At 65.8% G+C, this 19,885-nt stretch carries 17 protein-coding genes; 1 reads left to right on the top strand and 16 read right to left on the bottom strand.

Going from position 1 to position 19,885, the window contains the following annotated elements; genetic code table 11:
- Positions 1-97: 97 nt before the first annotated feature.
- The 16 genes from A3OK_RS0120905 to A3OK_RS0120830 all read right to left on the bottom strand — a co-directional run bounded on the left by A3OK_RS0120905 (position 98) and on the right by A3OK_RS0120830 (position 18,149).
- On the bottom strand, positions 98-1,771 hold the full coding sequence (locus A3OK_RS0120905) for a ribonuclease J (protein WP_019906849.1): 1,674 nt from the start codon (positions 1,769-1,771) through the stop codon (positions 98-100).
- Positions 1,772-1,783: 12 nt separating this feature from the next.
- The gene (locus A3OK_RS0120900; RefSeq protein ID WP_019906848.1) at positions 1,784-2,521 is read right to left on the bottom strand and encodes a biotin--[acetyl-CoA-carboxylase] ligase; all 738 of its coding nucleotides are present in this window, start codon (positions 2,519-2,521) and stop codon (positions 1,784-1,786) included.
- 94 nt (positions 2,522-2,615) lie between these two features.
- Positions 2,616-4,058 (bottom strand): NADH-quinone oxidoreductase subunit NuoN, encoded by a 1,443-nt coding sequence (nuoN, locus tag A3OK_RS0120895; RefSeq protein WP_019906847.1) that lies wholly within the window; start codon positions 4,056-4,058, stop codon positions 2,616-2,618.
- A gap of 14 nt (positions 4,059-4,072) precedes the next feature.
- Positions 4,073-5,593 (bottom strand): NADH-quinone oxidoreductase subunit M, encoded by a 1,521-nt coding sequence (locus A3OK_RS0120890; protein ID WP_019906846.1) that lies wholly within the window; start codon positions 5,591-5,593, stop codon positions 4,073-4,075.
- A 47-nt stretch (positions 5,594-5,640) separates the two neighbouring features.
- The gene (gene nuoL, locus A3OK_RS0120885; protein ID WP_019906845.1) at positions 5,641-7,746 is read right to left on the bottom strand and encodes an NADH-quinone oxidoreductase subunit L; all 2,106 of its coding nucleotides are present in this window, start codon (positions 7,744-7,746) and stop codon (positions 5,641-5,643) included.
- A gap of 102 nt (positions 7,747-7,848) precedes the next feature.
- A complete protein-coding gene (gene nuoK / locus A3OK_RS0120880; protein ID WP_018042026.1) occupies positions 7,849-8,154 on the bottom strand; it encodes an NADH-quinone oxidoreductase subunit NuoK in 306 nt (101 codons plus the stop codon).
- Positions 8,155-8,182: 28 nt separating this feature from the next.
- On the bottom strand, positions 8,183-8,803 hold the full coding sequence (locus A3OK_RS0120875) for an NADH-quinone oxidoreductase subunit J (protein ID WP_019906844.1): 621 nt from the start codon (positions 8,801-8,803) through the stop codon (positions 8,183-8,185).
- Between the two features lie 121 nt (positions 8,804-8,924).
- Positions 8,925-9,413, bottom strand: coding sequence for an NADH-quinone oxidoreductase subunit NuoI (nuoI, locus tag A3OK_RS0120870; RefSeq protein ID WP_019906843.1), 489 nt, complete (start codon positions 9,411-9,413; stop codon positions 8,925-8,927).
- 24 nt (positions 9,414-9,437) lie between these two features.
- Entirely contained in the window at positions 9,438-10,460 is a 1,023-nt protein-coding gene (gene nuoH / locus A3OK_RS0120865) for an NADH-quinone oxidoreductase subunit NuoH (RefSeq protein ID WP_019906842.1), read from the bottom strand.
- 9 nt (positions 10,461-10,469) lie between these two features.
- Positions 10,470-12,551 carry an NADH-quinone oxidoreductase subunit NuoG gene (gene nuoG, locus A3OK_RS0120860; RefSeq protein ID WP_019906841.1) on the bottom strand — a complete coding sequence of 694 codons (2,082 nt, stop codon included), beginning with the start codon at positions 12,549-12,551 and terminating at the stop codon, positions 10,470-10,472.
- Between the two features lie 43 nt (positions 12,552-12,594).
- Positions 12,595-13,896 (bottom strand): NADH-quinone oxidoreductase subunit NuoF, encoded by a 1,302-nt coding sequence (gene nuoF, locus A3OK_RS0120855; RefSeq protein WP_019906840.1) that lies wholly within the window; start codon positions 13,894-13,896, stop codon positions 12,595-12,597.
- A gap of 9 nt (positions 13,897-13,905) precedes the next feature.
- Entirely contained in the window at positions 13,906-15,261 is a 1,356-nt protein-coding gene (nuoE, locus tag A3OK_RS0120850; RefSeq protein WP_019906839.1) for an NADH-quinone oxidoreductase subunit NuoE, read from the bottom strand.
- Between the two features lie 22 nt (positions 15,262-15,283).
- Complete coding sequence (locus tag A3OK_RS0120845) at positions 15,284-16,474, bottom strand: NADH-quinone oxidoreductase subunit D (RefSeq protein WP_019906838.1); 1,191 nt, start codon at positions 16,472-16,474, stop codon at positions 15,284-15,286.
- A 16-nt stretch (positions 16,475-16,490) separates the two neighbouring features.
- Positions 16,491-17,135, bottom strand: coding sequence for an NADH-quinone oxidoreductase subunit C (locus A3OK_RS0120840; protein ID WP_019906837.1), 645 nt, complete (start codon positions 17,133-17,135; stop codon positions 16,491-16,493).
- Positions 17,136-17,143: 8 nt separating this feature from the next.
- A complete protein-coding gene (locus A3OK_RS0120835) occupies positions 17,144-17,731 on the bottom strand; it encodes an NADH-quinone oxidoreductase subunit B (protein WP_019906836.1) in 588 nt (195 codons plus the stop codon).
- A 52-nt stretch (positions 17,732-17,783) separates the two neighbouring features.
- Positions 17,784-18,149, bottom strand: coding sequence for an NADH-quinone oxidoreductase subunit A (locus A3OK_RS0120830; protein ID WP_019906835.1), 366 nt, complete (start codon positions 18,147-18,149; stop codon positions 17,784-17,786).
- Positions 18,150-18,621: 472 nt separating this feature from the next.
- Here A3OK_RS0120830 and A3OK_RS0120825 point away from each other — a divergent pair, with 472 nt between their 5' ends.
- A complete protein-coding gene (locus A3OK_RS0120825) occupies positions 18,622-19,755 on the top strand; it encodes a glycosyltransferase family 4 protein (RefSeq protein WP_019906834.1) in 1,134 nt (377 codons plus the stop codon).
- Positions 19,756-19,885 lie beyond the last annotated feature (130 nt).

The following is a 19,885-nucleotide window of genomic DNA, read 5'->3' as shown; positions in this document are numbered from 1 at the left end:
TCAGCGGCCTCCAAGGAGGCATTCCGCTATCGCCGCGCGCCCCGGATGAGGTCGCGGGGTGGAAAGGCGGTCGAGGACTGCCGTTCCACCCCATGTGTCAGACTTCCACCACCTGAACGTGGCAGGCGGGCTTCTTGCCCCAGGCTTCGTTCACGGCCGAGCGGATCGCCCGATCGATGGCCTTCTCGACGGCTTCGGCATCCTTGCGCTTCTGCTTCGACAGGCCGCTCAGGGTGCGGGAGACCGCCTCGACGGCGACGTCGAGCATCGGCTGTCCGTTCTTGCCGCGGTTGGGCAAGCCCATGATGTCGATCGCCGGTTCACCGAGAACCTCGCCCTGGACGTCGATGGCGATGGCCACCGACACGACGCCGGCCTGCGAGAGCTTGCGCCGCTCCGGGATCGCCCGGTCCTTGGCGTCGATCAGGACGTTGCCGTCCTTGAACAGGCGGCCGGCCTTCACGTGCTCGATGATCTCGGGCGTGCCGGGGGCGAGGCGCACGACGCTGCCGTTGCGGGCCTTGACGACGTTGCCGACGCCCTGTGCCAGCGCGAAGCGTGCATGCTCGTCGAGATGGAGCGCCTCACCATGGACGGGGATCGCGGTCCTCGGCCGGGTCCAGGCATACATCTCGGCCATTTCGTCGCGACGGGGATGGCCAGAGACGTGGACGAGCTTCGTCCGGTCGGTCACCACCTCGATGCCGGCGTTGATCAGGTCGTTGATGATCGCGCCCACGGCCCGCTCGTTGCCGGGAATGGCGCGCGAGGAGAAGATCACGCGGTCACCGGACGTCAGGGTGACGTCGGGGTGGTCGTCGCGAGAGACACGGGCCAGGGCCGCGCGCTCTTCGCCCTGGGAGCCGGTGAGCAGGCAGACCACCTTGTCGCGCGGCAGGTAGCCGTAGCTGTCGGCCGAGCGGAAATCGGGCAGGCCGTCGAGGAAGCCGCATTCGCGAGCGACGCCGATGACCCGGTCCATGGCCCGGCCGACGGCGATCACCTCGCGGCCGCAATCGCGGGCGGCTTCCGCCACCGCCCGCATGCGGGCGACGTTGGAGGCGAAGGTGGTGACGGCGACGCGGTGCGGCGCCTCGGCGATCAGCTCACGCAGGGTCGCGGCGACCTCGGCCTCGCTCGGGCTGCGGCCCTCGCGGACGACGTTGGTCGAATCGCTGATCATGGCGAGGATGCCCTCGTCGCCAAGCTTGCGGAACGAGGCCTCCGACGTGACGTCACCCAGGATCGGCGTGGCGTCGAGTTTCCAGTCACCCGTATGCAGCACGAGCCCGTGGGCGGTGCGGATCGCCACGGCGTTGGATTCTGGGATCGAGTGAGAGACCGGGATGTACTCGATCTCGAACGGGCCGATCGTGACCGGCTTATGAGCCGCGATCTCGCGCAGGATCACCTTCGGCGCGCCCGGCTCGCTGAGGCGGCGCGCCTCGAGCAGGTTCTTGGCGAAACGGGTCGCGTAGACCGGGGCCTTCAGCTTGGGCCACAGCTCACCGATGGCGCCGATATGGTCCTCGTGCGCGTGGGTGATGAAGATCGCGAGGAGATCGTCCTTGCGCTCCTCGATGAAGCTCAGATCGGGAAACATCAGGTCGATGCCCGGGAAGCCCTCTTCCCCGGCAAAGCCCATTCCGCAATCGACCATGATCCATTTCCGGCGCTTCTCCGGCCCGAAGCCGTAGAGTGCCGCATTCATGCCGATCTCGCCCACGCCGCCGAGCGGCACGAAGACGAGTTCGTCTTGCCCTGTCGTCATCGATATAAAACCTCAAGCCGCCGTCGCGGCCGAACCCAAATGCACCTCGCCCGCCGTCACGGTCCGTCGCGTCCCATCATCCGATCGGACGACGAGCCGCCCCGCCTCGTCGATCGTCTCGAAAATTCCTTGCACGATCTCGCCACCGATCCGCACCGAGACCGGTGCGCCGATCCCCGCGGCGTTGTCGAGCCAAAGCTCGCGGATCGATGAGAACCCGCGGCCCCGACTCCATCGTCGCGCGGCAACGACCATCTCGTCCGACAGATGGTCGAACAGATCGTCGGCGCGCGTTTCGTGCGTTATCTGACTGAGGCTTGTGGCGGGATAAGGCAAGTCCTGCGGTGACGCGGCGACGTTGACGCCGAAACCTATCACCGCCGAACGCCGTCCTCCGGGGTGGGTTTCCGCTTCCAGAAGCAGCCCCGCGAGCTTGGCGCCGGACGCGAGGACGTCGTTGGGCCATTTCAGGCGGAAGGGGCTTGTCGAACAATCCCTCTCGCCTGCCGCCTCATCCCGGGGTCTCGTCCGGACGGTGACGCCCTTCAGAGCGGCGATCAGAGCGACTCCCGCCACGAAGCCCAAGCTCGGCACCTGGGCCGGGTCGACGTCGGAGACCGGCCAGAGCAGGCTCGCGGTGAGGTTGCCCGGCAGCGACGTCCAGGCGCTTCCCCTCCGGCCCCGTCCGGCATCCTGCCGGTGAGCGACGACCCAGAGCGGTCCTCTTTCACCCTGGCGTGCCAGTTCCATCGCCTGGCTGTTGGTGGAACCCAGGCTCTCGTGAACGTGAAGGCGGTGCCCGGCGGCCTTGGCCGCCGCACCGAGTCGATACTCCGCCAAAATCCTAGAACAGCGACTTGGCCGCGGCACCGGCCGCGCTGACCAACGGAGCCGGCACGAGGAAGAACAGCACCACGACGGCGCTCGACAGGCCGAGCACGATGCGGATGCCCGGCGGCATGGTCTCGTAAGGGGCCTTCGGCTCGTCGAAATACATCACCTTGACGAGACGCAGGTAATAGAACGCGCCGACCACGCTCGTGACGACGCCGATCACCGCGAGACCGACGAGGTCGGCCTTGATGGCGGCGGCGAAGACGTAGAACTTGCCGAAGAACCCGGCGAGCGGCGGGATGCCGGCAAGCGAGAACATCATCGCGGCGAGGCAGAAGGCCAGAACCGGATGCGTGCGCGACAAGCCGGAGAGATCGTCCACCGTCTCGTACATCTGCCCGCCGCGCCGCAGGGACAGGAGCACGGCGAAGGCACCGAGCGTCATGGCGAGGTAGATGATCATGTAGATCACCACGCCGCGGATTCCCTCTTCCGAGGCGGCGGCGAGACCGATCAGGGCGTATCCGATATTGCCGATGGAGGAATACGCCATCAGGCGCTTGATCGAGTGCTGGCCGATGGCCGCGAAGGAGCCGAGGGCCATCGAGGCGATGGCGACGAAGACGATGATCTGCTGCCAGATCGCGGTCACGTCGGGGAAGGCGCCGATGAAGATGCGTACCGTCATCGCCACGGCGGCCATCTTGGGCGCCGAGGCGAAGAAGGCCGTCACGGGAGTGGGCGAGCCTTCGTAGACGTCCGGCGTCCACATGTGGAACGGCACGGCCGACATCTTGAAGGCGACGCCGGCGGCTACGAACACGATGCCGAGGACGATGCCGAAACCGGCATTGTCGTTGAGCGCCGAGACGATGCCGGGGAAGGAGACCGTCCCGGTGAAGCCGTAGACCAGCGACGAACCGTAGAGCAGCATGCCGGAGGACAGCGCGCCGAGGACGAAATACTTCAGCCCGGCTTCGGTGGATTTCAGATTGTCGCGGTGGAAGGCGGCGATGACGTAGGCGGCGAGCGACTGGAGCTCGAGGCCGAGATACAGCGCGATCAGGTCGTTGGCCGAGGCCATCACCATCATGCCGATGGTGCAGAGCACGATCAGGATGGGGAATTCGAACCGGTCGATGCGCTCGCGCTGGAAGTAGTCGCGGGAGAGCAGGATCGTCGCGGCCGAGCCGATCATGATCAGCGCCTTCATCACCTTCGAGAAATTGTCGACGATGAAGGAGCCGTTGAGGGTGGTGACCTTGGCGCCGGACTGGGACACGACCACGAAGAAGGCCAGGATCAGTAGGACGAGCGCGCCGACATTGACGCTCTCCACCGAGCGCTCACCGCGAAAGGCCCCATAGAGGATCAGCGCCAGCACGCCGATGGCGAGGATCAGCTCCGGCATCACCGGCGAGAGCGAGGGCAGGACGGCCTGGATAGCGGTCATCGACGATACGACCTTCAGCGCGCCACGGGCGGGACGACCGCCGCGGTCTGCGTGTTCGAGAGCGCGGTCCTCATGCTCTGCATCAGCGCCTCCGTCGAGGGGGCGAAGGTGTCGAGGATGGGCGCGGGATGCACGCCGTAATAGATCGTCAGGGCGACGAGCGGCGCGATGATGATCTTCTCACGGATGTCGAGGTCGAGGATGCCCTGCAGGTTGGGCTTCTCGAGCTTGCCGTAGATCACCCGTGCGTAGAGCCACAGGGCGTAGCCGGCCGAGAGGATGATGCCGAAGACCGAGAAGAAGGCCACGGTGGGGTTGGCCTTGAAGGCCCCCATCATCGCCAGGAACTCGCCGACGAAGCCGGACGTGCCGGGCAGGCCGACATTGGCCATGGTGAACACCATCATCGCCGCCGCGTAAAGCGGCATGCGCTTCACGAGGCCGCCATAGGCCGCGATCTCGCGGGTGTGCATCCGGTCGTAGACCACGCCGACGCAGACGAAGAGCGCGCCGGACACGATGCCGTGCGAGATCATCAGGAACAGCGCGCCCTGGATGCCCTGTTCGTTGAGGGTGAACAGGCCGAGGGTGACGAAGCCCATATGCGCCACCGACGAATAGGCGATCAGCTTCTTGATGTCGGTCTGCATCAACGCGATCAGCGAGGTGAAGATGATCGCGACGACCGAGAGGGCGAAGACCAGCGGCGCGAAATAGGCGCTCGCATCTGGAAACATCGGCAGCGAGATCCGGATGAAGCCGTAGCCGCCCATCTTGAGCAGGATGCCGGCCAGGATCACCGAACCGGCGGTGGGCGCTTCCACGTGGGCGTCCGGCAGCCAGGTATGGACCGGCCACATCGGCATCTTCACCGCGAAGGAGGCGAAGAAGGCGAGCCACAGCCAGTATTGCATGCCGACCGGGAAGCGGGTGTGCAGCAGGGTCGGGATATCGGTGGTGCCGGCGTGCCAGTACATCGCCATGATGGCGAGCAGCATCAGCACCGAGCCGAGCAGGGTGTAGAGGAAGAACTTGAAGCTCGCGTAGATGCGCCGCTTGCCACCCCAGATGCCGATGATGAGGAACATCGGGATCAGGCCGGCCTCGAAGAACAGGTAGAACAGCACCAGGTCGAGGGAGCAGAAAACGCCGATCATCGTCGTCTCGAGGACGAGGAAAGCGACGAAATATTCCTTCACCCGGGTGTTCACCGAGAGCCAGGACGCGCCGATGCAGAACGGCATCAGGAAGGTGGTCAGCAGGATCAGCGGCATCGAGAAGCCGTCGACGCCGAGCTTGAACTTGATCGTCTCGGCGAGCCAGCCATGGGTCTCGACGAGCTGGAAGCTCGCTGTCGAGGGGTCGAACCGGCCCCAGGCGACGAGGCTGAGGAGAAAGGTGACGATCGTGGTCGCGAGCGCCGCCCAACGGGCGTTGCGCGCCACGCTCTCGGACTCCGTGCCGAGGGTCAGGATGAAGGCCGCGCCGCAGAGCGGCACGATCAGCAGGCCTGAGAGAATGCCGAGGCCGAACATCTAGCGGGCACTCCGATACGTGTTGGCGGCGGTCACTGCGCGAGCCATCAGTGTCCGACCTTGGGCAGGCCGGTGAGCATGTACCAGCTGATGAAGCCGGCGACACCGATGAGCATGACGAAGGCGTAGTGGTAGACGTAACCGGTCTGGAGCCGGACCACGCCCCGCGTGACGTCGAGGACGCGGGTGGCGATGCCGTCGGGACCGAGCCCGTCGATGACCCGTCCGTCGCCCTCCTTCCAGAGGAACTTGCCGAAACCCTTGGCCGGACGGACGAAGATCCGGTCGTAGAGCTCGTCGAAATACCACTTGTTGAGCAGGAACCGGTACAGGACCGGCTGCTGGGCGGCGAGCTGACCGGGGAGTTCCGGCCGGCGGATATACATCCAGAAGGCCAGGACGAAGCCGGTCACCAGCATGATGAAGGGCGCGTAGCTCACCAGGGCCGGCACCGAATGGATGTCGTGCATGATGTGGTTGTCGGGGCCGTGGCCGAGCGCGTGGCCCCAGAACGTCTCCATGCCCTCGCCGATGAAGCGGTTCTTGAACAGCAGGCCGGCGAACAGCGCGCCGAAGGCGAGGATGGCGAGCGGGATCGTCATCACCAGCGGGCTCTCATGCGGCGTGTGCGCATGGTCGTGATGCTCGATCGCGCTGTGCGAGGCCGGTTCCACGTCGTGGCCCTTGTCGTCATGGGCGACGCCTTCGTGGTGTCCCGGCGCGCCATCGGCCTGCACCGCCGCCGACGCGTGCGCGACGGCCGGCGTGGCGTGATGGTCGTCGTGGTGCGCGGCGCCGTGCCCCGCCCAGCGCGCCGGCCCCTCGAAGGTCATGAAGAACAGGCGCCAGGAATAGAACGAGGTCATCAGGGCGGCGATGACGGTGGCGAGGAAGGCGAGCGTGTGGCCAGGCCGCGTGGAAGCGTAGGCCGCCTCGATGATCGCGTCCTTCGAATAATATCCGGCGGTGAAGGGGAAGCCGATCAGCGCCAGGGTGCCGATGGTCATCATCGCCGAGGTGAAGGGGATGTAGCGGCGCAGGGCGCCCATGTTCCGCATGTCCTGCTCGTGATGCATCGCATGGATGACCGAGCCGGCACCGAGGAATAGCAAAGCCTTGAAGAAGGCATGGGTGAAGAGATGGAACACGGCGGCCGAATAGGCGCCGACGCCGAGCGCGACGAACATGTAGCCGAGCTGCGAACAGGTCGAGTAGGCGATGACCCGCTTGATGTCGTTCTGCACCATGCCGATCGTGGCCGCGAAGAAGGCGGTGATGCCGCCGACGATCGTGACGACGATGAGCGCGTTGGGCGCCACTTCGAACAGCGGCGAAAGGCGCGCCACCATGAAGACGCCGGCGGTGACCATGGTCGCGGCATGGATCAGGGCGGAGACCGGGGTCGGCCCCTCCATCGCGTCGGGCAGCCAGGTATGGAGCAGGAACTGCGCCGACTTGCCCATGGCGCCCATGAACAGGAGCAGGCACGCCAGGGTCATGGCGTTCCAGTCGTAGCCGAGGAAGTGGAAGGTCGCGTCCTTGAGCTCGGTGGCGCGCGGCAGGATGCCGTCGAAGGCCACGGAGCCGAACAGGACGAAGACGAGGAAGATGCCGAGCGAGAAGCCGAAATCACCGACGCGGTTGACGATGAAGGCCTTCATCGCCGCGGCGTTGGCGGAGGGCTTCTCGTACCAGAACCCGATCAGCAGGTAGGAGGCGAGGCCGACGCCCTCCCAGCCGAAGAACATCTGCACGAGGTTGTCGGAGGTCACCAGCATCAGCATGGCGAAGGTGAACAGCGACAGGTAGGCGAAGAAGCGCGGCCGGTGCGGATCCTCCTCCATGTAGCCCACCGAGTAGAGGTGGACGAGGGTCGAGACCGTCGTCACCACCACCAGCATCACCACGGTCAGCGTGTCGATGCGGAAGGCCCAGTCGACCACGAGGTCGCCGGCGGTGAACCACGTCGCCACGTGAACGCGGGTGGCGTGGTCCGAGCCGGGCACCTCGAAGAAGGCGCCCCAGGATAGAAGCGCGGAGAAGGCGAGGAAGCCGGTGGTGATGTACTCGCACACGCGAGGGCCGAGCTGGCGGCCGAACAGGCCGGCGAGCAGGGCGCCGATGAGCGGGAAGAAGACGATCGCGTGATACATCGCTGGCTGGCCCGGCCTCCGGAAGCGTGCCGGATGACCGGCCTCGCTCCATTCTCGTCAATGGGATCGCGCGGGGTGCCGCGCGGCTCGGCTTGGGTGAGGTCAGCCCTTCATCATGTTCACGTCCTCCACCGCGATGGAGCCGCGGTTTCGGAAGAAGACGACGAGGATGGCGAGCCCGATGGCCGCCTCCGCCGCCGCCACCGTGAGCACGAACAGGGCGAAGACCTGGCCGGTGATGTCGTTGAGATGCGTGGAGAACGCCACGAGGTTGATGTTCACCGCGAGCAGGATGAGCTCCACCGACATCAGGATGACGATGATGTTCTTGCGGTTCACGAAGATGCCGAGCACGCCGAGCGTGAACAGGATCGCCGCGACCGTGAGGTAATGGCTCAAGCCGATCATGAGCGCCGATCCTTCGATTGAGCCGACATCAGACCTCGACACCCTGGCGCGACGGCACCTTGCGGGTCTCCACCGCCATCTCCTGCGTCCGCGCGTTCTGGACGGAGATGTTCTGGCGCTTCACGCCCGGCCGGTCGCGCAGGGTGAGCACGATGGCACCGATCATCGCCACCAGCAGGATCAGCCCGGCCAGTTGAAAGTAGAAGACGTAGTCGGTGTAGAGCACCCGCCCGAGCATCTGGGTGTTGGTGACGCCTTCGACATTGGCGAGCGGACCGAGCGGCGCCTGCATCAGGCCCGGATCGATCGTCCAGGAGCCCACCACGAGAAGAAGCTCGATCAGGAAGATCGCTCCGATCAGGGCTCCGACCGGCAGGTATTGCTGGAACCCCTGTCGCAGCTGCGCGAAATCCACGTCGAGCATCATCACGACGAAGAGGAACAGCACGGCGACGGCGCCGACATAGACGACGACGAGGATCATCGCCAGGAACTCGGCACCCATCAGGACGAACAGTCCCGCCGCGTTGACGAAGGCCAGGATGAGGAAGAGCACCGACGCGACGGGATTGCGCGAGGTGATGACCATGAACGCGGACGCGATCGCGATGCCGGCGAACAGGTAGAAGAAGGCTGCGGCTGCACTCATGCGATTATGGAGATCAGCCGTCCCGAGGACGGCCCCTTCTGCCGAATTTCAAACCAGCCCGTGCAGGCCGCCCGTCTATAGAACCCACCCCTGCGGTGCACAACCGCCGGAGCGCTCGTCATTACCGGTATGGCGCGTCCACCGCGAGATTGCGCGCGATCTCGCGCTCCCAGCGGTCGCCGTTCAGCAGGAGCTTGTCCTTGTCGTAGAGAAGCTCCTCTCGGGTCTCCACGGAAAATTCGAGATTCGGCCCCTCGACGATGGCATCGACCGGGCAGGCCTCCTGGCACATGCCGCAATAGATGCATTTCACCATGTCGATATCGTAGCGCGTGGTGCGCCGCGTGCCGTCGTTGCGGCGCGGGCCGGCTTCGATGGTGATGGCCTGGGCCGGGCAGATCGCCTCGCACAGCTTGCAGGCGATGCAGCGTTCCTCACCGTTGGGATAGCGACGGAGCGCATGCTCGCCGCGAAAGCGCGGTCCGCGATGCCCCATCTCAAAGGGGTAGTTGATCGTGGCCTTCGGCTTGAAGAAATAGCGCATGGCGAGGGCGAACCCCGACACGAACTCCTTCAGCAGCAGACCCTTTGCGACCTGATCGAGCTTCATGGCTCAGATCTCCGTGAGGGGTTGTCAGACGCCCGGCGCGAGGCCGGTGAGCTTGAGGACGAAGGCGACGACCACGACCGAGACGAGCGAGAGCGGAAGGAAGACCTTCCAGCCGAGCCGCATGAGCTGGTCGTAGCGATAGCGCGGCACCATGGCCTTCACCATGGCGATCATGAAGAACAGGAAGCTCGCCTTCAGGGCGAACCAGATCAGCCCCGGCACCCAGGTGAAGGGCGCGAACGGGATCGGCGAGAGCCAGCCGCCGAGGAACAGGACCGTTCCGAGCGCGCACATAGTCATGATCGCCACGTACTCGCCGAGCATGAACAGCAGGTAGGGCGTCGAGGAATACTCGACCATGTAGCCCGCCACGAGCTCCGATTCGGCTTCCGGGAGATCGAAGGGAGGGCGGTTGGTCTCGGCCAGAGCCGAGACGAAGAACACCACGAACATCGGGAACAGCCACAGCCAGTACCAGCCGAGGATGCCCAGCGAGGTGTCCTGCGCCATGACGATGCGCGAGAGGTTGAGCGAACCGGCGCAGAGCAGAACGCAGATGATGACGAACCCGAGTGAGACCTCGTAGGAGATCATCTGCGCCGCCGAGCGGAGCGCGCCGAGGAAGGCGTATTTCGAGTTCGAGGCCCAGCCGCCCATCAGCACGCCGTACACGCCCAGCGACGAGATCGCGAAGATGTAGGTGATGCCGACATTGAGGTCGGCGATGGCCCAGCCTTCGGCCAGCGGAATCACCGCCCAGGCCGCGAGCGACAGGGTGGCGAAGACCAGCGGCGCCAGGAGGAACAGCGCCTTGTTGGCGCCGGCCGGAATCACCGGCTCCTTCAGGACGAACTTGAGCAGATCGGCGAAAGACTGGAACAGGCCCCAGGGCCCGACGACGTTGGGGCCGCGGCGCAGCTGCACCGCCGCCCAGATCTTGCGATCGGCCAGCAGCGCATAGGCGATGAAGACGAGAAGCAGCGCCAGGAGCACGAAGCTCTTCAGCACCAGCAGCAGGACGGTGCCCACGATTTCCAGCATGGTCATCGGCAGCCCCTATTCCGCCGCTTCGAGGCCGCGCGTCCGCGCGAGGCTCGAGCATTCGGCCAGCACGCGCGAGGCGCGGGCGATGGCGTTGGTGAGGTAGAAATCCGGAACCGCCGGAGCGAAGGCGGAGCGGTTCGGCTCGCCACCGAGCCCCGCCAGCGTCTCGACCGTGGCGACGACATCGCTCGCGGCGACCGCGTCGAGGGCGGCGAAATGCGGATGCTCCGCATAGAGCGCGCGGCGCAGGGCTCCGAGCGAATCGAAGGCGAGGCGCTGGCCGAGCACGTCGGACAGCGCGCGCAGGATCGCCCAATCCTCGCGGGCATCGCCCGGCGGGAAGCCGGCGCGGTTGGTGGTCTGCACCCGGCCTTCGAGATTGACGAAGGTCGCGTTCTTCTCGGTATAGGCGGCGCCCGGCAGGATCACGTCGGCGCGGGTGGCACCCCGGTCGCCATGAGTGCCCTGGTAGATCACGAAGGCGCCTGCACCGATCTCGATCTCGTCGGCGCCGAGATTGAACAGGACATCGAGGGCGCCCGGCTCGGCCATTTCGGCGACGCTCAGCCCCCCCTCCCCCGGCACGAAGCCGAGATCGAGCGCTCCGACCCGCGCAGCGGCGGTCTGGAGCACAGCAAAGCCGTTCCATTCGGCCGTGACCGCGCCGATATCCTTGGCGAGTGCCGCCGCCGCCGAGAGGATCGCAGCCCCGTCCGGCCTCGTCAGCGCACCGGTCCCGACGATGACCAGCGGGCGGCTGGCGCCCTTCAATACCTCGGCGAAGCTGTGCTGGCCGGCGGCGATATCGGCCAGGGTCTCGGGACCCGCACCGAGATAGGTGTGGGGATAGGTGAGGTCCACGGCCTCGCCGATGAGGCCGACGGCGAGGGGCGCCATGCGCCAGCGCTTTCGGATGCGCACGTTGAGGAGCGAGGCTTCGAGCCGGGGATTGGTCCCGACGAGCAGGATCGCATCCGCCTCCTCGATGCCGGGGATGGTCGGGTTGAAGGTGTAGGCGGCCCGGCCCCAGGCCGGATCGATCGCCTCGCCGGCCTGTCGGCAATCGAGACTGGTCACGCCGAACGACCCCATCAGGGTCTTCAGCGCGTAGATTTCTTCAACGGCGGCGAGGTCGCCGACGATGGCGCCGACGCGCTTGGGATCGGCCGACTTCATCTTCGCGGCGATGGCGGCGAAGGCCTCGCCCCAGGAAGCCGGGCGCAGGCGACCGTTCTCGCGCAGATACGGCCGGTCGAGACGCTGCGCGCGCAGTCCGTCCACCGCATGGCGGGTCTTGTCTGAGATCCACTCCTCGTTGATGTCTTCGTTCACGCGCGGCTCGATCTGCATGACCTCGCGGCCACGGGCATCGACGCGGATGGCGCAGCCGACCGCATCCATCACGTCGATGGATTCGGTCTTCGAAAGCTCCCAGGGCCGCACCTCGTAGCTGTTCGGCTTGTGAACGAGGGCGCCCACGGGGCAGAGATCGGCGACGTTGCCCTGCAGCTCGGAGCCCATGGCGCTCTCGAGATAGCTTGTGATCTCCATGTCCTCGCCGCGCCCGATGGCGCCGAGATCCGGCACGCCGGCCACCTCCGCCAGGAAGCGAACGCAGCGGGTGCAGTGGATGCAGCGGTTCATCGCCGTGCGCACCAGCGGGCCGATATACTTCTCTTCGACCGCGCGCTTGTTCTCGCCGTAGCGGGTCGAGTCGACGCCGTAGGCCATCGCCTGATCCTGCAGATCGCAATGGCCGCCCTGGTCGCAGATCGGGCAATCGAGCGGGTGGTTGATGAGGAGGAACTCCATCACCCCCTCGCGGGCCTTCTTCGTCTGGCCAGAGCGCGTCAGGATCTCCGGCGGCTCGCCGTTGGGGCCGGGCCGGCAATCCTTCACCGCATAGGCGCAGGAGGCAACGGGTTTCGGCGCCCCCTTGAGCTCGACGAGGCACATGCGGCAATTGCCGGCGATGGACAGCCGCTCATGGAAGCAGAAGCGCGGGATCTCCGCGCCCGCGACTTCGCAAGCCTGGAGCAGGGTGTACTCGGCCGGAACATCGACCTCGGTGCCGTCGACGATGAGCTTGGTCATGCGTACTTCTCGGTGTCGAAATTCGGTCCGAAAGACATGGCGATCACTCCGCCGCGATCCGCACAGGGTCGCTGTGCGGGTTGGCGCTGTAGCGGTCGATGCGCTTCTCGATCTCGGGGCGGAAGTGGCGGATGAGGCCCTGGATCGGCCAGGCCGCCGCATCACCGAGCGCGCAAATCGTGTGACCCTCGATCTGCTTCGTCACGTCGAGCAGCATGTCGATCTCGCGGCGCTGGGCGCGGCCTTCCGCCATGCGCAGCATCACGCGCCACATCCAGCCGGTGCCTTCGCGGCAGGGCGTGCACTGGCCGCAGCTCTCGTGCTTGTAGAAATAGGCGATGCGGGCGATGGCCGAAACGATGTCGGTGGAGCGGTCGAGAACGATCACCGCCGCCGTGCCGAGGCCGGAGCCGAGGCCGCGCAGGGTGTCGAAATCCATCTTGGCGTCGATGATCTGCTCGGCCGGCACCAGCGGCACCGAGGAGCCACCGGGGATGGAGCAGAGCAGGTTGTCCCAGCCGCCGCGCATGCCGCCGCAATGCTTGTCGATCAGTTCGCGGAAGGTGATGCCGAGCTCTTCCTCGACATTGCACGGCGTGTTGACGTGGCCGGACACGCAGAACAGCTTGGTGCCGGTGTTGTTCTTGCCGCCGAGACCGGCGAACCACGCGCCGCCCCGGCGCAGGATGGTGCCCGCCACCGCGATCGACTCGACGTTGTTCACCGTCGTCGGGCAGCCGTAGAGGCCCATATTGGCCGGGAAGGGCGGCTTCAGCCGCGGCATCCCCTTTTTGCCCTCGAGGCTTTCCAGCAGCGCCGTCTCTTCACCGCAGATATAGGCGCCGGCGCCGTGGTGAACGTAGATGTCGAACGGGTAACCGTGGACGTTGTCCTTGCCGACGAGGCGGGCGGCATAGGCCTCGTCCACCGCCTTCTGCAGGGCGTGCTTCTCGGCGACGTATTCGCCGCGGATATAGATGTAGCAGGCGTGAGCGGCCATCGAGAACGAGGCCAGCATGCAGCCCTCGATCAGGAGATGCGGATCGTGCCGCATGATCTCCCGGTCCTTGCAGGTGCCCGGCTCCGATTCGTCGGCATTGACGACGAGGTAATGCGGCCGCCCGTCGGACTTCTTGGGCATGAACGACCATTTCAGCCCGGTCGGGAAGCCGGCGCCGCCACGGCCGCGCAGGCCCGAGGCCTTCATCTCGTCGATGATCCAGTCGCGGCCCATTTCCAGCAGAAACTTGGTGCCGTCCCAGGCGCCGCGCTTTTTGGCGTCCTCGAGGCCCGGCGAATGCAGGCCGTAGAGGTTGGTGAAGATGCGATCCTGATCGGAGAGCATGTCAGCCCCTCACTTGTCGGATGCTGCGAGAGTCGCAGCCTGCGCCACCCAGCCCTCGCGGTCGATGCGGCCGGGGAAGGCGAGATAGGTGCCGACCCACGCGACCTCGTCGCGGCTCCAGGTCGCGATCTGGTCGAAATGGAAGATTCCCAGAGTATGGAGGCGCGATTCGTTGCCGGGTCCGATCCCCTTGATCCGGGTCAGAGCATCCGGCGCACCGGCACGAGCCCCATCGAGACCGGCGGGGCGGGTCCCAACGGCATCGGCCTTCTGTTCCGGGCTCGCATCCTTCGGCAGGGTGGCGAGCTTGCTCTCGATCCGAGCCTCTTCGGCTTCGGCGGCGGCCTCGCCCTCGCTGGCGCCGGAGGCGGCGGGCTGGGGCGGCGGCTCGTTACGGGGCAAGGTCGATTGCGTGCCGGCCTCGGCGCCGGCCGCTTCGCCAGCGGCCACGATCCCGGCAGCCGGTGCCGGCGGGGCATCGGGTTTGGCGGAGGATTCGGTCCGATCCGCCGCGTCGGCTTTGTCTCCGGGCTTCACCGGCGTCTCGCCGGCGGCGACGCGCTGGGCCGGGGCGTCGGTGGGAGGCTTCTCCGCGGCGCGGCCTGAATCGGGCTTGGCCGGTTTCGGATCGCTCGCCGCGCGCTGCTCGGAGGAGGCCGCCTCGGATTTACCACCGGACTCAGGCTTGGCACCCGTTTCAGGCTTGGCTGCCTGATCCTCGAAGCGCTTGCGCCATGCACCGACGCGGGAGCCGTCGAACAGCGTTTCGTCGGTGAGCGTCGCCGCGCCGCCCTTCGGCTCGGAGGAGACGCGGCCGGCCTGAGAACCGATCGTCACCGGGCGCCCGGCGGCGAGGTCGTCCATCAGCGTGCCGAGGATATCGGGGGTGAGGTCCTCGTAGTAATCCTGGTTGATCTGCGCCATCGGCGCGTTGCAGCAGGCCCCGAGACACTCGACTTCGAGCCAGGAGAAATTGCCGTCCGCGCTGACATGGCCCGAGGGACCGAGCCGGGACTGGAGATACTCCTTCAGCTCGCGCGAGCCGCAGGAATCGCACGGTACGGTGCCGCAGAGCTGGATCCAGAACCGGCCCACCGGTTCGAGCGCGAACATCGTGTAGAAGGTCGCGACTTCGAGCACGCGGATATGCGGCATGCCGAGCTCGGCGGCCACCGCCTCGATCGCCGCGCGCGGAAGCCAGCCGCCATTCTGCTCCTGCGCCTTCCACAGCAGCGGGATCACGGCGGAAGCCTGCCGGCCCTCCGGATACTTGTCGATCTGCCCCTTGGCCCATTCAGCATTCTCCGAGGAGAACGCGAAGCTGGCCGGCTGCTCGGAAGCTGGGGCGAGTCTGCGATTGGCCATCAGTTCGAAACCTCGAATACGGTCACCGGTCCACCTCGCCGAACACGATGTCGAGCGTGCCGAGCACGCAGGACACATCGGCCAGCATGTGGCCGCGGCACATCCAGTCCATCGCCTGGAGATGGGCGAAACCCGGAGCGCGGATCTTGCAGCGGTAGGGCTTGTTGGTGCCGTCGGCGACGAGATAGACGCCGAACTCGCCCTTGGGCGCCTCGACCGCGGCGTAAACTTCCCCGGCCGGCACGTGGAAGCCCTCGGTGTAGAGCTTGAAATGGTGGATCAGCGCTTCCATCGAGCGCTTCATCTCGCGGCGCGGCGGCGGCGCGAACTTACCGTCGGTGGCCGCGATCGGCCCGATTCCGGCGGGTTCACGCAGCTTGACGCAGCATTGCCGCATGATCTTGGCCGATTCGCGCATCTCTTCCATGCGGATGACCTGGCGATCGTAGGTGTCGCCGTTCTTCCCCACGGGGACGTCGAATTCCATCTCTTCGTAGCACTCGTAGGGCTGCGACTTGCGCAGGTCCCACGGGATGCCCGAGCCGCGCACCATCACGCCCGAGAAGCCCCAGGCCATCGCCTCGTCCACGGTGACGATGCCGATATCGACGTTTCGCTGCTTGAAGATGCGGTTCGACATGACGAGGTCGTCGAGATCGTCGACCACCTGCAGGAAGGGATCGATGAACGCCTCGATATCGTCGATCAGCGCGGGCGGCAGATCCTGATGGACGCCGCCGGGGCGGAAGTAATTGGCGTGCAGACGAGCGCCGGACGCGCGCTCGTAGAAGATCATCAGCTTCTCGCGCTCCTCGAAGCCCCAGAGCGGCGGCGTCAGCGCGCCGACATCCATCGCCTGCGTGGTGACGTTGAGAAGGTGGGAGAGGATGCGGCCGATCTCGCAGAACAGGGTGCGGATCAGCTGCGCCCGACGCGGCACCGTGAGCCCGAGCAGCTTCTCGATGCCGAGGCAGAAGGCGTGCTCCTGGTTCATCGGCGAAACGTAGTCGAGCCGGTCGAAATACGGCGTCGCCTGCAGGTAGGTCTTGTGCTCGATCAGCTTCTCGGTGCCGCGATGGAGCAGGCCGATATGCGGATCGACGCGCTCGACGATCTCGCCGTCGAGTTCCAGCACGAGGCGCAGCACGCCGTGCGCCGCCGGATGCTGGGGCCCGAAATTGATCGCGAAGTTGCGGATGTTGTGCTCGGTCATGGCCTCGCTCCGCCGCTCAAGCCGATTTCTTCTCGTCGCCGGGGAGCACGTACTCCGTGCCCTCCCATGGCGAGAGGAAGTCGAAGTTCCGGAATTCCTGCGTCAGCTTCACCGGTTCGTAGACCACGCGCGCCTCGTCCTGGTCGTAGCGAACCTCGACGAAGCCGGTGAGCGGGAAGTCCTTGCGCAGGGGGTGTCCTTCGAACCCGTAATCGGTGAGCAGCCGGCGCAGGTCCGGATGACCGGAAAACAGGATTCCGTAGAGGTCGTAGGTTTCGCGCTCGAACCAGTTCGCCGCCGGGAAAACGTCGATGACGCTCGGCACGGCCGTCTGGTCGTCGGTCTGCACCTTCACCCGGATACGGCTGTTATGGCGCAGCGAGAGCAGGTGGTAGACGACGTCGAACCGCTTCTCCCGATTGGGATAATCCGCGCCGCAGATGTCGATGAAGCAGCGGAAGGCGCAGGCCGGGTCGTCGCGCAGGTAGGTCAGCGCATAGACGATGTCGCTCGCCTGGACGTTCAGGGTGAGTTCGCCGAAGGCGATCGTGCGCGAGACGATGGCCGGGCCGAGCGCCGCGCCGACATGGTCGCTGAGCGCCTGGAGCGAGCCGTCGGCTGGGGCGGCGGTATGGGCGAGGATCGAGATGCCGTTGCTCATCGCGGTCCTCAGCGCTCGATCGTGCCGGTACGGCGGATCTTCTTCTGCAAAAGGAGCACGCCGTAGAGCAGCGCCTCCGCCGTGGGCGGGCAGCCGGGCACGTAGATGTCCACCGGCACCACCCGGTCGCAGCCGCGCACCACCGAATAGGAATAATGGTAGTAGCCGCCGCCATTGGCGCAGGAGCCCATGGAAATGACGTAGCGCGGCTCCGGCATCTGGTCGTAGACCTTGCGCAGGGCCGGGGCCATCTTGTTGGTGAGCGTGCCGGCGACGATCATAACGTCGGACTGGCGCGGCGATCCGCGCGGGGCGAAGCCGAAGCGCTCGCAATCGTAGCGCGGCATCGACATCTGCATCATCTCGACCGCGCAGCAGGCGAGACCGAACGTCATCCACATCAGCGACCCGGTGCGGGCCCAGTTGATGAGGTCGTCCGTCGAAGTGATGAGGAATCCGCGATCGGCGAGTTCGCTATTGATCGACAGGAAGGTCGGATCGTCGGCGCCGATCGGCCGGCCGGTATTGGGATCGATGATCCCCTTCGGTGCCGGGGCGACGGCTGGGATCCGGGTGATGTCGGGGCTGAAGGCCATCGGTTTCTCGGGATCAGGCTTCGGGCAATGCGATGTCAGGTCGGAGGGACGATCAGTCCCATTCGAGGGCGCCCTTGCGCCACTCGTAGACGAACCCGACCGTGAGCACGCCGAGGAAGGCCATCATCGACCACATGCCGAACCAGCCGAGCTCCCCGAAGGTGATCGCCCAGGGGAACAGGAAGGCCACTTCCAGGTCGAAGATGATGAACAGGATCGCGACGAGGTAGAACCGCACGTCGAACTTCATGCGGGCGTCGTCGAAAGCGTTGAAGCCGCACTCGTAGGCCGAGAGTTTCTCCGGATCCGGGCTGCTGTAGGCAACCAGGAACGGCGCGACGAGGAGAGCCGCCGCGATGAAGACGGACACGCCGATGAAGACGATGAGCGGCAGGTAATCCGCCAGCAGGCCTGTCATGCGACACCTCTCGTGTTCGTGGCGGGCGAAACGCCTCGCGAGCGCTCGATGGGTATGGAATTGCTCCAATGCCAGACTGCGCTGGCGCGAGGCTTAGACGACCCCTCGGAGCGAAACAAGGGCATCGTGCGTCGCACAAATCCGGCCATGCGGTAGGCAAGTAAGTGCCGGGTGACCTCCGGCAACACGACCGATCCGCGCAGGCCGCGTCCCGGCCGGCTCCACCCCCGTCGCCACGCGGGCTTTCGGCCGCTTGCCCGCAGGGTTCCTCAGTCGGCTCGGGCGTGTCCCGCGATCGTCTCGGGAGGTCTGGAAACGAGGATACCGGGGACATCCGGCGCCTCGACGACGATAGGGAATGGCGCCCTGGCGGGGCGAGGAACCATAACCTTAGCCGTGAGTTCCGTTCATGTCCCACTCAGGCCGGATGGCGTTAGGTCGTCGCAATATTCGACCTTACAGGAGACGTTTCGTGCGCATTGCCCAGATTGCTCCGCTCTCGGAGGCTGTCCCTCCTAAGTTCTATGGCGGTACCGAGCGCGTCGTATCGTGGATCACGGAAGAACTCGTCCGCCAGGGACATGACGTGACTCTGTTCGCAAGCGGCGATTCCGAGACCTCTGCAAAGCTCGCGGCCTGCACGCCGGAGGGGCTTCGCCTGCTGGGCTACCGCGACCATACCGCGAGCCACCTGGCGATGCTGCACAATGTGCACAAGCGGGCGCACGAATTCGATGTGCTGCACTTCCACATCGATCTCCTGCAGTATCCGATGTTCGAGGACCTGTACCACAAGTGCGTGACGACCATGCACGGCCGCCTCGACGTCCCGGATTTCATGCCGGTCTATCGCACCTTCACCGGCATGCCCCTGGTGTCGATCTCCGACAACCAGCGTGAGCCGATGCCGTCGAACTCGAACTGGCAGTCGACCATCCATCACGGCCTGCCGGCAGAGAATTGCCCGTATTATCCGGATGCCAAGGGCGGATACCTCGCCTTCCTCGGCCGCATCTCACCCGAGAAGCGCCCCGACCGTGCGATCCAGATGGCGATCCAGTCCGGCGTGAAGCTGAAGATCGCGGCCAAGGTCGACAAGGCCGACCAGGATTACTGGGATGAGGTCATCGAGCCGATGATCCACCATCCGCTCGTCGAGTATATCGGTGAGATCAACGAGGAACAGAAAAAGGACTTCCTCGGAAACGCGCTGGCGCTGGCCTTCCCGATCGACTGGCCGGAGCCGTTCGGCCTCGTCATGATCGAGGCGATGTCGGCCGGTACCCCGGTGATCGCGTTCCGCAACGGCTCGGTCCCCGAGGTCATCGCCGACGGCGTCAGCGGCGTCCTGTGCGAGACGATGGATGACGCGGTCGCGGCCGTGCACAAGGTGAAGACCATGAGCCGCGCCGGCGTCCGCCGGCATTTCGAGACGCAGTTCACCGCCGAGTGCATGGTGAAGAAATACGTCGCGGTCTACGAGCAGTTGATCGCCGGCGAGAAAAACGTGATCAAGATGCCCCATGCGGGCGGCTTCACCCCGCATTACGGCGATCTCAACGGCTCGGCCCGTCCGTCGCTCTCCGCCGCGGCGATGCCCGCTTAAAAAACGTTTCCAAAAGGTTGATGCCATCGGGCACCAGCCTTGCTAACCTTCTCCGCGTCGGCGGCGCTCCATGCGAGCATTGTCGATACCGGTTCCAGAAGGCCGCCGAGTCGCCTGGTCGCGATCGGCG

It is taken from the genome of Methylobacterium sp. 77, assembly GCF_000372825.1.
In the GTDB taxonomy this organism is placed as follows: domain Bacteria; phylum Pseudomonadota; class Alphaproteobacteria; order Rhizobiales; family Beijerinckiaceae; genus Methylobacterium.
The sequence above is the reverse complement of the archived record's forward strand: the minus strand, read 5'-3'. Positions and strand labels throughout refer to the sequence as shown.